Annotated in this window: 12 protein-coding genes; 5 read left to right on the top strand and 7 right to left on the bottom strand. The window is 68.1% G+C overall.

From position 1 onward, the window contains the following. Position 1: 1 nt before the first annotated feature. Both thrS and LTV02_RS05680 read right to left on the bottom strand, forming a co-directional pair. Positions 2 to 2,053 carry a threonine--tRNA ligase gene (gene thrS, locus LTV02_RS05685; protein ID WP_233038844.1) on the bottom strand — a complete coding sequence of 684 codons (2,052 nt, stop codon included), beginning with the start codon at positions 2,051 to 2,053 and terminating at the stop codon, positions 2 to 4. A gap of 123 nt (positions 2,054 to 2,176) precedes the next feature. Further along, the gene (locus LTV02_RS05680; protein ID WP_233038843.1) at positions 2,177 to 2,818 is read right to left on the bottom strand and encodes a (2Fe-2S)-binding protein; all 642 of its coding nucleotides are present in this window, start codon (positions 2,816 to 2,818) and stop codon (positions 2,177 to 2,179) included. Positions 2,819 to 3,101: 283 nt separating this feature from the next. On the opposite strand from LTV02_RS05680, the gene LTV02_RS05675 reads away from it, so the two are divergent. Next, entirely contained in the window at positions 3,102 to 3,569 is a 468-nt protein-coding gene (locus tag LTV02_RS05675) for a hypothetical protein (protein WP_233038842.1), read from the top strand. 1 nt (position 3,570) lies between these two features. On the opposite strand, the gene LTV02_RS05670 is transcribed toward LTV02_RS05675, so the two are convergent. Next, positions 3,571 to 4,455: an alpha/beta fold hydrolase gene (locus LTV02_RS05670; protein WP_233038841.1), complete on the bottom strand. Its 885-nt coding sequence runs from the start codon at positions 4,453 to 4,455 to the stop codon at positions 3,571 to 3,573. A 177-nt stretch (positions 4,456 to 4,632) separates the two neighbouring features. Here LTV02_RS05670 and LTV02_RS05665 point away from each other — a divergent pair, with 177 nt between their 5' ends. After that, the gene (locus LTV02_RS05665; protein ID WP_233038840.1) at positions 4,633 to 5,574 is read left to right on the top strand and encodes a hypothetical protein; all 942 of its coding nucleotides are present in this window, start codon (positions 4,633 to 4,635) and stop codon (positions 5,572 to 5,574) included. 63 nt (positions 5,575 to 5,637) lie between these two features. Here the strand turns inward: LTV02_RS05665 and LTV02_RS05660 are convergent, their stop codons facing one another. Beyond that, complete coding sequence (locus LTV02_RS05660) at positions 5,638 to 7,845, bottom strand: SulP family inorganic anion transporter (protein ID WP_233038839.1); 2,208 nt, start codon at positions 7,843 to 7,845, stop codon at positions 5,638 to 5,640. Positions 7,846 to 8,069: 224 nt separating this feature from the next. Next, a complete protein-coding gene (locus LTV02_RS05655; RefSeq protein ID WP_233038838.1) occupies positions 8,070 to 10,286 on the bottom strand; it encodes a SulP family inorganic anion transporter in 2,217 nt (738 codons plus the stop codon). A gap of 347 nt (positions 10,287 to 10,633) precedes the next feature. Between LTV02_RS05655 and LTV02_RS05650 the strand changes: the two genes are divergently transcribed. Further along, positions 10,634 to 11,476, top strand: coding sequence for an alpha/beta fold hydrolase (locus tag LTV02_RS05650; protein ID WP_233038837.1), 843 nt, complete (start codon positions 10,634 to 10,636; stop codon positions 11,474 to 11,476). Positions 11,477 to 11,572: 96 nt separating this feature from the next. Then, complete coding sequence (locus LTV02_RS05645; RefSeq protein ID WP_233038836.1) at positions 11,573 to 12,004, top strand: hypothetical protein; 432 nt, start codon at positions 11,573 to 11,575, stop codon at positions 12,002 to 12,004. A 5-nt stretch (positions 12,005 to 12,009) separates the two neighbouring features. Here LTV02_RS05645 and LTV02_RS05640 read toward each other — a convergent pair whose 3' ends face one another. Next, positions 12,010 to 12,618, bottom strand: a complete 609-nt coding sequence (locus LTV02_RS05640; protein WP_233038835.1) for a TenA family protein — start codon at positions 12,616 to 12,618, stop codon at positions 12,010 to 12,012. 24 nt (positions 12,619 to 12,642) lie between these two features. Next, a complete protein-coding gene (locus LTV02_RS05635; RefSeq protein WP_233038834.1) occupies positions 12,643 to 13,401 on the bottom strand; it encodes a group II truncated hemoglobin in 759 nt (252 codons plus the stop codon). 49 nt (positions 13,402 to 13,450) lie between these two features. Here LTV02_RS05635 and LTV02_RS05630 point away from each other — a divergent pair, with 49 nt between their 5' ends. Next, complete coding sequence (locus LTV02_RS05630; RefSeq protein WP_233038833.1) at positions 13,451 to 14,968, top strand: FAD-dependent oxidoreductase; 1,518 nt, start codon at positions 13,451 to 13,453, stop codon at positions 14,966 to 14,968. Positions 14,969 to 15,001: the final 33 nt, after the last annotated feature.

The raw sequence follows: 15,001 nt of genomic DNA, 5'->3' as shown, positions 1-15,001 counted from the left end.
CCTACCCGTTCGTCTTCTCGAAGCGCTCCGCGGTCGGAGATGCGTTCTCACGGCGCTTGATCCAGTCCGTGATGATCGAAACCGCTTCCGCCACAGGCACTCCGTTGACCTGAGTACCGTCCCGGAAGCGGAAGGACACCGCGTCGTTCTCCACGTCGCGCGCGCCGGCCAGCAGCATGAAGGGGATCTTCTGCGCGGTCTGGTTGAAGATCTTCTTCTGCATGCGGTCGTCGCTGCGATCCACCTCGGCGCGAATATCGTTGTCGCGCAACTGCTCGATCACCTTGTCCAGGTGCTCGGCGAAGGCCTCCGCGACCGGGATGCCGACCACCTGCACCGGCGACAGCCAGGCCGGGAACGCGCCCGCGTAGTGCTCGGTGAGCACCCCGAAGAAGCGCTCGATGGAACCGAACAGCGCGCGGTGGATCATGACCGGGCGGTGCTTGGCGCCGTCGGAGCCGGTGTACTCCAGCTCGAACCGCTCGGGCAGATTGAAGTCGAGCTGAATGGTCGACATCTGCCAGGTGCGGCCGAGGGCGTCCTTGGCCTGCACGGAGATCTTCGGGCCGTAGAAGGCCGCGCCGCCCGGATCCGGCACCAGGTCCAGTCCGGAGTCGGTGGCCACCTTGCGCAGGGTTTCGGTGGCCTCCTCCCACAGCTCGTCCGAACCCACGAACTTCTTCGGGTCCTTGGTGGACAGCTCCAGGTAGAAGTCGTCGAGACCGTAGTCGCGCAGCAGCGACAGCACGAACTGGAGCGTGGTGGTCAGCTCCGCGTGCATCTGCTCCTTGGTGCAGTAGATGTGCGCGTCGTCCTGGGTCATGCCGCGCACCCGGGTCAGGCCGTGTACGACGCCGGACTTCTCGTAGCGGTAGACCGAGCCGAACTCGAACATGCGCAACGGCAGTTCCCGGTACGACCGGCCGCGGGACCGGAAGATCAGGTTGTGCATCGGGCAGTTCATCGGCTTGACGTAGTAGTCCTGGCCCGGCTTGCGCACGGTGCCGTCCTCGTTGTGTTCGGCATCGAGGTGCATGGCCGGGAACATGCCCTCGCGGTACCAGTCCAGGTGGCCGGAGACCTCGAACAGGTGGCCCTTGGTGATGTGCGGGGTGTTCACGAACTCGTATCCGGCCGCGATGTGGCGGCGGCGCGAGTAGTCCTCGAGCTCCTTGCGGATGATGCCGCCCTTGGGGTGGAACACCGGCAGGCCCGAGCCCAGCTCGTCCGGGAAGGAGAACAGGTCGAGTTCGAGGCCGAGCTTGCGATGGTCACGCTTCTCGGCTTCCTCCAGCAGCCGCAGGTATTCGTCCTGCGCCTCGGTGGATTCCCAGGCGGTGCCGTAGATGCGCTGCAGGTCCTCGCGGGACTGGTCACCGCGCCAGTAGGCGGCCGAGGAGCGGGTCAGCTTGAAGGCCGGGATGTACTTGGTGGTCGGGCAGTGCGGGCCGCGGCACAGATCGCCCCAGATCTTCTCGCCCGAGCGCGGGTCCAGGTTGTCGTAGATGGTCAGCTCTTTGCCGCCGACTTCCATGACCTCCGGATCGTCGATGCCGGACTTGTCGGAGATGAGCTCGAGCTTGAACGGCTCCTTCTCCAGCTCGATGCGGGCCTCGTCGATGTCGACCACCCGGCGCGAAAACCGCTGCGCGCCTTTGATGATCTTCTTCATCCGGGATTCGAGCTTGGTCAGATCCTCCGGGGTGAACGGCTTGTCCACCTGGAAGTCGTAGTAGAAGCCGTCCTTGATGTACGGGCCGATACCGAGCTTGGCGTTCGGGAACTCCTGCTGCACGGCCTGGGCCAGGACGTGTGCGGCCGAATGGCGGATCACATTGCGCCCGTCCGGGGAGTCGGCGGTGACGACCTCGACCTCGGTGTCGAACTCGGGCACCCAGGACAGGTCCCGCAGTTCGCCCGCGGCGTCCTTGACGACGATGACCGCGTTCGGGCCCTTGTTCGGCAGGTCCGCCTCGCGCACCGCAGTGCCCGCGGTAGTCCCAGCGGGCACCCGGATCAGGGGTACTGGGCTGTTCGCGGCTGTGGTGGTCACGGCTGGACACTCCTTGGCATCGTCATAGACGGGCGACTTACCCGCCGGTTCTGGTTCGCGTGCCGGTATACCCCCGGCGCGACCATGCTATCGGGAGGGTCCTACGCTGCGCCCACGCGGGCGTCAGCCCCGCGCGGCGAGCTCCGCCAGCAATTGCTCGCGCTGCGCCGCAGGTCGTTTCGGGCAGCTGGTGCACATTTCGCAGCCGGGCACCTCGAAAACCAGGCAGCAGGAGATGCGGCGCACAAAAGTGCGGCCGCCGATATCACTGAAGCGCGGCACCGGCAGCCGGCCCGCGACGTCCCGGGCCAGGCGTGCGCCCGCTTCCTGGTCACCGGCGTCCAGCGCCCGGTTGCCGATGGCGTCCGCGACGATCGCCCAGAGGGCGGCGACGCCGGCCCCGCACACCTCGGCCACCACCGGGATCACCCGCGAGAGGGTGTGCCGCAGGGCGTGCCCGACCGGTTCGGCCGCATTGCCCCCGTCGTCGACGGGGAGCACCCGTTCGATGCCGCCGTCCGGGCGCACTTCGCAGGTGATCCGCTCCAGCACCGGGTCGACCTCGGGCCGCATCCCCACCTGTGCGCCCACCACGGCATCGACGAGCGAGGAGGCCGCCATGCACCACCACAGCGTGCCCGACACCCGCGAATCCCCGGTTCCCCACGAAACGCCCATGTCGGCGATGCGTTCGGTGAGCCACTGCGGATCGAGCAACACGGTGCCCGGCACCACGCTCATCGAAACCGGGGACTGCGCAACCATTTCCATCCCACTCCGATCCAGCCGCCGACCACAGGGTGCGTGTACCTACCACGATGTCACGATCCGCGCCGCCCGGCCGCTCCCCGTCCCCCCGTACCGATCGCGGCGGCACGGGGACAGGCTAGTTCGCCCGCCGCGGCCCGCCCCGCAGGCGCGCCCGTGCCCGCCCGCGCCCCACGGATTCGGGGCATACCCAAAAGAGGTGAAACCCTAGCACTTCACACTCCCGTGACGATAGTGTTCGGCGAACCCCGGGAAGCGGGCCGAGCATGGGAGTCGAAGAGTGCAGCCGAGAACCAACCTGAATCGCCGGATCGCCTGGGGCGCAGGCGTAGTCGCGGGCCTGGCCGCCGTCGGGCTGACCGCGCCGCCCGCCTCCGCCGACGTCATCAACATCGCGGTGTCGAAGAAGAACGGCGAACCCACCGTGGGCGGCACCTTCCAGCTGCTGTCCCAGACCGAGGGCACCGGCACCGGCTTCGACACCGGCTCGAGCTTCCTCAAGGCCCCGGTGGTGTTCACCGACAACGGCGCCTGCATCGGCAAGGCCCGCCCGGCCATGATCAACAACGGGCTGGCGCACGTGGAATGGACCCCCACCACCGCGGGCCAGCACACCCTCACCGCCACCCACGGCGGCAATTCGAAATCCATCACGGTCACCGTCGCGCCGGGCACCGCCACCCAGCCCGCCGCCCAGTCCCCGGACTGCACCGTCTCCGGCTCCGCCTCGGCCGGCAGCACCGACTGACTCAGCCGACGGCGCCGACCCGGTCCCGCTCCGCGAGGAATCGCAGGATGCGCGGGACGACCTGCTCGGGAATCCGATCGAGAACGCCGTGCCCCATGCCCGGATAGATCCGGGTCTGGGCGTTCGGCAGATGCGCGGTGATGCGCTCGACGTCGCGGACCGGCTCACAAGCCACCGAATCGCCGCCGAAGATGGCGAGCAGCGGCGTCGTGATCGATTGCAGCTCTTCGTCTTTCAGCACCCGCGCCCAGCCGAGACCGGTCCGGTACGCCATAGCCGCACGCGCACAGGCGAATTGCTCCGCGCTCATCTCGACGCCCGGGGTGAGCCAGGCGGTCATCTTGCGCCAGCTGGCATCCGACGGGTTCACGGCGAACTTCATTATCTTGAACAGCACTCGCCACTTCATCTTCCCGAAGATCGCGTTGGGTTCGATGAGCGTCACGCTCGCCAGCCGCTCCGGGCCGTGCAGTGCGATCACCGAGGCATGCCAGGCGCCCTGCGACATGCCCAGCACGTGCACCCGATCGACATCGAGCCCCGCGAGCACCTCGTTGAACCACACCGCGATATCGGCCTCGGATTCCAGCGGCGCGGTCTGCACGCTCTTCCCCGCTGCGCCGATCATGTCCAGCGCGTACACGACCCGATCTCGCGCAAGAGCTTCGGCGATGAAACCCCAGTACAGACCGTTGCCGCCCAGGGACGGCAGCAGCACCAGCGGAATCCCGTCACCCGCCCCGGACTGCCGCACATGCGTGGCCCCGAACGAGGTGGGCACCTCGTAGATTCGCGCCGGTAGTGGCCATGACGGTTCCAGTGCGGCATACGCGGCCAGGTAGGTCTCGCGCGCGGCGTCGTTCTTGAATCGCCCGATCTTGCCCATGGTCTCCCCTTCATCTCCGTTGATGATATGAGCATATCATTTAAGTGGTATGCACGTACCAACACGGACCGTCTGTGCCAAACAGGTTCGGGCCGAAGGATTTTCGGGTGATCTAGGATTTCCCGCACCTACACTGAGCACCACCCGCCGTCTCGTAGAAAGCCGCGGTGCGTTCTCATGTCTTCTCATCTCCGCCGAAATTCCGATACCCGGCTCTGGGCCTCAGGCTCGGCCACCGGCGGGGCCTGGTCCGACCAGGCGCCGCTGCCCGGGGCCACCTCACCCGATGGGCCGGCGCTGGCCGTGTTCCAGCGGCAGTTGGTCATGGCCTGGCGTGCCGAGGACAGCACGGACAGCATCTGGTTCGCGAGCAGTGGCGACGGGGACACCTGGACGACGCCGTGGAATCTGCCGTATGTGGGTACGTCCGAGCGGCCGAGTCTGGCGGCCGTGCAGGAGCCGGGGCTGGAGACGTTGTATCTGACGTGGAAGGGCGCGGGGCGGGATCAGAGCATCTACTGGTCCAGTTCGGCCGATGGGCACAAGTGGGAGGACCAGCAGTTGCTGGGCGGGGCGGAGACGGCGCGCGGGCCCAGCCTGGTGGTGTTCCAGGGCGTGCCGCAGATCTTCTGGCGGGGCGGGGAAAGCCTGGTCTCCTCGAACCAGAACCTCTACACGGCGGTGCGGGGCGAAAACGGCTGGAGCGCTCCGACGCCGCTGCCGGGGATGACCGCCGCCGACACTCCGGCCGTGGCCGTGTTGGGCGACACTTTGTATCTCGCGCATCGCGGGCGCAAGGCGCTGCTGGACGACGACACCTGGATTCGCTTGTGGAGCACCACCGATGGCGTCACCTGGACCTCGCGCACCAGTCCGCCGGACGCCTACACCGAACTGAGCCCGGCGCTCGCCGCCTACGACGGCAAGCTGCATCTGGCGTGGAAGTCCGCGAGCGGGCCGGAGCTGTGGTACTCGGTGTTCGACGGTGTGCAGACCTGGCAATCACCTACTCGCGCAGCCGCTTTCGAAACCGCGTGCAGCCCGGCCCTGAGCCCCTTCCGGCCCGCACCGGGCGCGGGCGAACTGCATCTGGCCTGGCGCGGTTCGACCACCGGCTAGCGCCCCGGAAAAGCGCGAGTGCGCGAAACCCGTTGCCGGACTTCGCGCACTCGCGGGAATCGATCAGCGCAGAGCTGTCGCCAAGGCCGATAGGTCGGCGTCCGCGATCTCCGATAGGTCGTCCATGCTGACCTCCAGCACCCGGGCGGTGCCGATATCGAAGAACAGACCGGTCACGGTGAGCCCGCGTTCCATCATGGCGCGGCGCACCACCGGGTGGGCGTGCAGGGTTTCCAGCTGCATGGCCACGTTCACCATGGCGAGCTGATCCGGCACCCCGAAGCCCTCGCGCGCCGCGGCGTACGCGACGCGATGACCGCCGCGGAATGCGTCCAGGGACGAGCGCCCGTGCTTGAGCCAGTCGCCCAGACCGGGGCCGCTGGGCGGTCCGGCCAGCAGCGCCTTCATGGCGCCGCACGACGAATGCCCGCACACCACCACGTGATCCACGCCGAGTTCGTCGATGGCGAAGGCGATGGCGGCCTCGATCGAGCTGTCGCGCCCCTGCTCGGGCACCAGGTTGCCGACATTGCGGACCGTGAACAGGTCGCCCGGACCGGAGCTGGTGATCACGTTCGGCACGATGCGGGAGTCGGCGCAGGTCAGGAAGAGCGAATGCGGGTTCTGCCCGTCACGTAGCTCGTCCAGGTGCGGGCGCACCACGTGCGCGTTGCGGCGATGGAAGGCCGCCACACCGGTGGTGACCGGGTTCTCGCCTTCCTTCCACGGGCTCAGCACATCGTCGAGCAGGCCGCGGGCCCGGCCGCGCACCGGCGGACCGGTGACGGCGTCGGCCATGGGCGCGGTGCCCAGTTCGACGAATTCGACGGTGCCGCCGGTGCTCTCGTGCTGGCGCGCCCAATCGTGAATGGCCTCGTAGGCGGCGTGATCGAGGAAGTCGACGCTCATCTCGACCAGTACCGTGGTCCCCGCGGGCACCTTGCCCAGTTCCTTGGACAGCTTGGGCAGCGCCAGGAAGGTGCAGGTGCCGTCGATGCTCACCAGCCAGCGATCGGTACCGGTCACCGGCCCGGCCGTGATGACCACGCGGACCACCCGCCACAGCAGCAAGGCGAAGGCCAGCAGCAGCCCGAGCAGCACGCCCTCGAGGAGGTTCAGGAACACCACGCCGAGCACGGTCGCCACATAGACCAGCAGGTCGCCGGTGCGCTGCGCGAGCCGGATGTGCGCCAGCTTGACCAGCTGGATGCCGATCACGATGAGCAGGCCGGCCAGCGCCGATTTGGGAATCTGCTGCACCAGGCCGGCCAGCGCGACCGAGAACACCAGCACCCAGATGCCGTGCAGGAACGCCGAAGCGCGGGACTTGGCCCCGGCCTGCACATTGGTCGCCGAGCGCACGATGACGCCGGTGACGGGCAGGCCGCCGAGCAGGCCGGAGGTCATATTGGCCGCGCCCTGGGCGACCAGTTCCTTGTCGAAGTTGGTGCGCGGGCCGGTGTGCATCTTGTCGACGGCGACCGCGGACAGCAGGCTCTCCACGCTGGCGATGAGCGCGATGGTCAGCACGGCCAGCGCGACCGCGCCCCAGTTACCGCTGGGCAGCGACGGCAGCCCGATGGCGTCGAACAGCGAGCCGCTCAACACGATTCGCTCCGGATTGCCCGGCAGCACCAGCGACAGCAGCGTGGCGGTGACGATGGCGACCAGCGGTCCGGGCAGCACCCGCAGCTTCCCCGGCACATACTTCCAGCTCAGCATGATCACGATGACGAGCAGGCCGATGAAGAAGTCGTCGCCGTGCAGATTGAGCAGTTCGCTCGGCAGCTGAATCAGGTTCTGCCAGGCCGAACTGTGCGACGCGCCGCCGAGCAGCACGTGTAGCTGCTGCAGCGCGATGGTGACGCCGATACCGGCGAGCATGGCGTGCACCACGACCGGTGCGATGGCCAGGGCGGCGCGCGCGATCCGGCTCAGGCCGAACACGATCTGCAGCAGGCCCGCGGCCACGGTGATGAAACAGGCTGTCTTCCAGCCGAATTGGTTGATGGTTTCGGCGACCACCACGGTCAGGCCGGCGGCGGGACCGCTGACCTGGAGCGGGGATCCGCCGAGCAGTCCCACCACCACGCCGCCGATCACGGCGGCGATGAGCCCGGCGGCGATGGGCGCGCCGGAGGCGACGGCGATACCCAGGGACAGGGGTAGGGCGACCAGGAACACCACGATGGACGCGGGCAGGTCGTAGCGCAGGAGATTGGCGGACCAGCCGTTGGCTCTACCTGGCGGTGAATCGGTGTCGAGAGACATTTCGGCTCCTTGCTCCGGAGTTGGACGGCTCCGGAAGATGTCGAACATGTACTGCGGGCATCGAATTGACACTGTGGACGGCACTGTCCACAGAACTCACCGGACGAGTGGAGCCAGGCTAAGAGTAAAGACTTAGCAAAGGCTGAGAAAAAGCGTGCTTGAATGTTACGCCTTGGTGAAAGACTCGCCAAGCATCCTTCACAAGGCTCAGGAAATCGCGCCCATCAGGCCGGGAGCGCCGCGACCGGCCGCCGGGCGTCATCGATCTCGGCGATTCCGGCCACAGTGACCTCCACCACTCGGGCGGTCGCGATATCGAAGAACAGGCCCGAGAGCACCACGCCGCGCTCGTCGACGCCGCGCCGCACCACCGGATGCGAGTAGAGCGTCTCCAGCTGCACGGCCACGTTCACCATGCCGAGCTGATCGACCGGCCCGAATCCGGCCGCCGCGGCCGCCCGCGCCACCGGATGCCCGAGCCGGAAGCGCTCCAGACTGGGGCGCGCGAGGGCGAGCCAGTCGTCCAGCCCCGAACCGGTGACGGCTTCGGCGTGCAGGGCTTCCATTGCGCCGCAAGAGGAATGACCGCACACCACCACCGAGCGCACATCCAGCTTGTCCAAGGCGTAGATGAGCGCGGCCTCCATGGAGGAGTCCTGCCGGTCGGCGGGAATCAGATTGCCGACATTGCGCACGGTGAACAGGTCGCCCGGCCCGGAATTGGTGATCACGTTCGGCACGATGCGGGAGTCGGCGCAGGTGACGAAGAGCGAATCCGGTTCCTGACCGTCGCGCAGTACGCCCAGGTGCGGGCGCATGACATGCGCGTGGCTGCGGTGATAGGCGGCGATGCCCGCGGTGATCGGGTCCACGTGCGCGGCGGTGCGCCGCCACGGGCCCAGCACCTCGTCGAGCATGTGCCGGGAGTGCCCGCGCGCGGGCGGGGCGTCGGCGGCGCCGGCCATGCGCGCGGTGCCCATCTCGACGAACTGCACCTCGCCGCCGTCGAGGCGATGCTGGCGCACCCATTCCTCGATGGCGTCGCAGGCGGCGTGATCGAGGAAGTCCACCGTCATCTCGATGGTGACGTCCGCGCCGGTGGGCACCTTGGCCAGTTCGGCCGAAAGTCGCGGCAGCGCAAGGAAAGTGCAGGTGCCGTCGACGGTGACGCGCCAGCGCCCCGCCTCGACCGGTTCGGCGATCACCGAGACCCGCACCACCCGCCACAGCAGCAGCGCGCCGGCCAGTGCGAGCCCGACGAGCATGCCCAGCAACAGATTCCAGAACACCACCACGGTGATAGTGGCGGCGTACACCACGAGATCGCCGGTGCGCTTTGCCAATCGGATGTGCGCGAGCTTGATCAGCTGGATGCCGACCACGATGAGCAGCCCCGCCAGCGCCGCCTTCGGGATCTGCCGGACCACGCCGACCAGCGCCACCGAGAACAGCAGGATCCACAGCCCGTGCAGCATGGTCGAGGCCTTACCGTGCGCTCCCGCTTTGACATTGGTGATGCTGCGCACGATGACCGCCGCGATCGGCAGGCCGCCGATCAGGCCGGAGACCATATTGGCCGAGCCCTGCGCGAGCAACTCGCGATCCAGATCCGTTCGGCGCGAAGAGTTCTGACGCAACCGGTCCACCGCCACGGCCGATAGTAGGGTCTCCACGCTGGCGATGAGCGCGATGGTGACGGCCATCAGCGCCACCGTCGCCCAGCCGCCGCCGGGCACCTGCGGCAGCCGCAGTTCGTCCAGCAGCGACCCGTTCAGGGTGATGTGCTCCACGGAGGTGGGCAGCACCAGCGCGAGCAGCGTGGCGACCAGCACGGCCACCAGCGCCGCGGGCACCATGCGCACCGGTGCGGGCAGCCGCCGCCAGCCGACCATGATGACGATCACCAGCAGCCCGACGAACAGGTCGCCCGGCCGTACCGAGGCCAGCTGATGCGGCAGGCCGGTGATGCTGTCCCACGAGGAGCTGAGCGAGTTGCCGCCCAGCAGTACGTGCACCTGCTGCAGCGCGATCACCACGCCGATGCCGGCCAGCATGGCGTGCACCACCACCGGCGCGATCGCGAGGGCCCCGCGCGCGATCCGGCTCAGCCCGAACAGGATCTGCAGCCCGCCCGCCAGCACGGTGATGAAACAGGTCGCGGCCCAGCCGAATTGGTTGATGGATTCCGCGACCACCACGGTGAGGCTGGCGGTGGGCCCGCTGACCTGCAGGGTCGAGCCGCCGAGCAGGCCGGCCACCACCCCGCCCACCACGGCGGCGATCAGCCCCGCGGCGACCGGCGCTCCGGCGGCAACGGCGATGCCGATCGACAAAGGTAAAGAAACCAGGAAGACCACGAGCGAGGCGGGCAGATCGTGGCGCACCAGAGCCGGGAGTCCGGGAAGCGACGTCCGTGGAGGCTGATCGGTGTCGGTGGACATATCTCTCCTTCGCCGGACGGAGTCCGCCCGGTTCATCGGTCAACATGTACTGGCATCGAGAGCGAGCGGCGGGCGAGGCTGTGAGAGCACGACGCTGTGAAGATCGTCCGCGGTAGCGGACCGTCGGTAATCGTAAAGAACCGGCAAAGAATCTGAAAAGGGTTTTCGGAACAGATGAGGCGAACCCTTATCGAACTGTGACCTACCCCACAGTAGTTTGGCCAAGTGTCCGATTAGTTCTGCGCGCCTGCGCCGTCTGGATGGATGTACCCCGAAGACGCGAAGGCGGAGACATGAACAACACCATCAAGACAGTGAGTATTGTTGCGGCACTAGCGGTTTCGAGCTTGCTGAGCGCAGGTTGCGACAGCGCCGGAGACCAGGCGGCGAGCGTCTCCAGCACGCAGAAGGCCGCCGCGGACGCCCCGAGCGCCGACGGCAAGGGTTTCTACGCGAACGTCAACAATGTGCGGCTCTTCTACACCGTCCAGGGCACCGGCGATCCGATCATCCTGTTACACGGCGGTCTGGTCGCGGCCGACTCCACCTTCGCCGCGTACGTGCCCGAGCTCGCCAAGACCCGCAAGGTCATCACCGTCGACCTGCAGGCGCACGGGCACACCCCGGACGCCGACCGCCCGATGCGGTTCGAATCGATGGCCGACGATATCGCCGGCCTGATCACCCATTTGAACCTCGGCAAAGCGGATGTCTTCGGCTACTCGCTCGGCGGCGGCGTCGCGCTGCAACTGAGCGCCCGGCATCCGGATGCGGTGAACCGCCTGATCGTCACCTCCGCAACCTTCCGCAGCGACGGCTGGTCGGCGGAATCGCGTGCGGGCATGGCCGCCATGGATCCGGTCGCCATGCAAGCCACGCCCTTGCACGAGATGTACGTCCAGGCCGCTCCCGATCCGGCCGGCTGGACCGCGCTGGTCACCAAGACGCGGCAGCTGCTGGGCGAGAACTACGACTGGACAACGGATCTCGCGGCCGTCAAGGCCCGGGCGCTGGTGATCAATGCCGAGAACGACGCCGTGCTGCGCCCGCATTCGGAGGATCTGGCCGCACGGATCAGCAAGACCGCGCTGCAGATCGTGCCCGGCACCACCCACTACGACCTCATGTACCGGCCCGATCTGCTGCTGCCGCTGATCAACGGGTTCCTCGATACGCCCTCACCTCGGTAACGGTCCGGCGTGTCGGCTCCCGGCGCGTGGGCCAGGTGCGGTTCAGTGGGGGCGCGCGACCGCATCGACCATCGTTCGGATCCGGGAGGGACGCACATGATTTCCGCAGCATCGCCGAAAACCGCCGCGCTCACCGCCTTCGTGGTCGTCGCGGCCGCGGCCGTGACGGGCATGGCCCCGTCCAGCGCCGCGACCTGCGGGACCAGCCTCACCGATTTCGGGGGCGAGTTCACCGTGGCGAACGAGCCGTCCAATTCGCTGGTGTTCGACGGCAACGGCGGGCTGACCTTCAGCAGCGCCGAACACGGCACCGGGACCGGGCCCTACGCGGTGGTTCCGTCCGGCGGCTTCCTGTCCGCCGTGACCATGTCGGACTTCGGCACCGAGGGGCCCCAGCCCGAAAGCGCCACACAGGCTTTCAAGAGCACCACGTTCCATTGCGACGCGCCGAGTTCGGTGGTGAGCTCGTTCACCGCACTGGATCGGCAGAGCCGCACCTTCGACTACGTGCGGGTCGGCCCGCGCTAGCTCGATCAGGCGGGCACATCCCAGAAGGCCAGTTCGTGGCCCATGCCTTCGAGAAAGAAGCGTTCGGCGCGAACGGGATTGGCGTCCGATTCGTCGAGCATCTGGGCGCAGCGGCGGGTCAGCGCGGCGAAGCCGGGATCGGAATAGGTGTCGATCCAGCGGCGGTAGCGCGGGTCGTCGGGAAGGTCCTCGGCCAGTAGCTTGCCCAGCGTGGAATAGCCCCACATGCACGGGTACAGGGCGGCGAGGCCGTCGGTGTACGAGGCGGCGGCATCGAGCAGGAACGCCGTATACGCCCGGCACGGTTCGCCTTTCACCGCGCCGTCCAGGTCGGCCCCGAATTCCGCGGCCAGGGAACGGTGCAGCGACAGCTCGTCGTGGAAGGTGGCGTGCGCCAGGTCCACCAGATCGCCCAGGTGCGCCGCCGGCGCCTGCCAGGCCAGGCGGGAGAACACGCGCACATAGTCGAGCAGGAACAGGTAGTCCTGTTCCAGCCAGGACCGGAAGATCGGTTCCGGCAGCTCGCCCGTGGCGATGCCGGCCACGGTGGGGTGGGCGAGCTGCTGGTCGACCAGGGGGCGTCCCAGTTTCTCGAGGTGCGCGGAAAGGCTCATGCCCCCGAGTCAATCAGGCGGGGGTCAGCCGCGGTACGGCGGCGTCACGCCCCAGCCCCAGTGCGGGATCGGCGCGTCGTAGGCTTCCACGCCCGGCGCGGAGTTGATCACGGCCAGCCGGGTGCCCCATTCGATATAGGAGGCGAAGGCGGCGCGGAATTCCGGATCGGCGGGCAGTCCCACTTCGTCGGCGGCGTCCATGAGCAGGTTGATCCAGCGGCGGCGCTGCGGTTCGGCGATGTGCTTGCCGAGGTGCGCGGAGACCATGTGCCGGTAGTCGCCGCGTTCGGCGCTGTAGGCGGCCGGGCCGCCCAGCACCTCGCCGAGCCACAGCGCCACGAAGTGCGGATGGTCCGGGTTCATGTGCGCGAACAGCGGCCCGATCAGCTCGTCGGCGTGCACCTTGCGATAGAAGACGTCGGTCAGGCGATCGAACGCCTCGGCCCCGCCGGCCCATTCATAAAGGGTCGGCACCGAACCGCCGGTGCCGTGCACCGGGGTCCGCTCGTAGTGCCGCATCTCCTCGAGGTGCTCGATATACGGCTCGATCTCGGCCAGGAACGGCGGGAAATGCTCCCCCTCCCGGAAACCCTTCAGATGATCCTGCGCGGAGGTCCAGGTGATGCGCAGGATGAAACATCCGGGTTCGTCCACCGAACGCGCCAGCTCGTAGTCCACGCATTCGGGCGCCGCCGCGAGCTGCTGTGCCGCACGGGAATACGCCGTTTCGAAGCCGGCGGCCCGGTCGGCGGGAATCCGGTACCGGAGGTATTCGATGATCATGAAACCAAGGTAGGCGTTTCGGGCGCACCGCGATGGTTATGGCCGAGCTATGACATCACTGTGGTTGATCGACACCCCGACCCCGGCCCGGCTACCCGTGACGCCCGGGCTGCGTTTCGACGTGGTCGTGGTGGGCGCGGGATTGACCGGGCTGACGACCGCATTGCTGCTGGCCCAGAGCGGGGTGCGGGTGGCGGTGGTCGAGGCCCGGCGCATCGGCGACGGCACGACCGGCGCGACCACCGCGAAAGTGTCGCTGCTGCAGGGTGTTCGCGCACAGCGGATCCGGGAGCGGCATTCCGGCGCGGCGCTGCGGCAGTATCTGGACGCCAATGCGGCGGCCCAGCAGTGGCTGCTCACCTACTGCGAGGCGAACGACATCCCCTTCCAGATGGCCGACGCGCTCACCTACGCACAGGCCGAGAGCGAGGTGGGTTCGGTACGCGCCGAGCACGAGGTGCTGCGTGCGGCCGGGCTGCCGGTCGAGTATCTGGAGCGGATCGACACGCCGTTCCCGTCGTTCGGCGCGGTCCGGCTGGCCGGGCAGGCCCAGTTGAATCCGATGGGGCTGCTGTCCATGCTGGCCGCCGATATCGAGGCCCGGGGCGTGCCGATCTACGAGTCGAGCCGCGTGCTGGGCGTCGGGTTCGGCCGGGGCGGCGATCACGTCGTCGATACCGAGCACGGCCCGTTGCACGCCGAGACGGTCGTATTGGCCACCGGCACACCGATTCTGGATCGCGGCGGTTTCTTCGCGCGCCTGATTCCGCAGCGGTCGTATCTGGCCGCCTTCCGCACCACCGATCCGCTGCCGCACGGCATGTATCTCAGCGCGGGCGAGCCCACCCGGTCGCTGCGCTACGTCCCCGATCCGGACGGCGACATCCTGCTGGTCGGCGGCAATGGTCATGTGGTGGGCCGCGAGACGCACACCGAGGAGTGCGTGAACGATCTGATCGAGTGGACCCGTCATTGGTTCCCGTCGATCGAGCCGATCACGAACTGGTCGGCCCAGGATTACGAGCCCACCGGCGAACTGCCCTATGTCGGCCCGATCCTGCCGGGCGTGAACGGCATTCTGGTCGGCACCGGGTACGCCAAGTGGGGCATGACCAATGCGATCGCCGCCGCCCTCGCGCTGTCCGGCCGCCTGACCGGCAAGCCGCCCGAATGGTCGCCGGTGCTGGCCTCCTGGCGGCGCTCCGATCTGGCTTCGCTCCCCCATGCCGTGACCACCAATGCCGCTGTCGCGCGGAGTCTTTCGACCGGCTGGATCCGCCTGGCCCGCACCGCGGCCGACGACGTCCCGCCGCCGGAGGGCTGCGGCCGGGTCGAACGCCGCCTGCTGCGGCCCACCGCGACCTGCACGGTCGGCGGGGTGACGACCCAGCTCTCGGCGGTCTGCCCGCACCTGTACGGCATCGTCCGCTGGAATGCCGCCGAGCAGTCCTGGGATTGCCCGCTGCACGGTTCCCGGTTCGCCGCCGACGGCACCCTCCTGGAAGGCCCGGCCACCGAATCGCTGCCGCTCCTGCACAAGCAGATCCAGGCGCCGCAGCAGCCATGACCTACGATGATTAGGTTTCGGCCTAGTCATCGC

It is taken from the genome of Nocardia yamanashiensis (assembly GCF_021183565.1).
In the GTDB taxonomy this organism is placed as follows: domain Bacteria; phylum Actinomycetota; class Actinomycetes; order Mycobacteriales; family Mycobacteriaceae; genus Nocardia; species Nocardia yamanashiensis.
The sequence above is the reverse complement of the archived record's forward strand: the minus strand, read 5'-3'. Positions and strand labels throughout refer to the sequence as shown.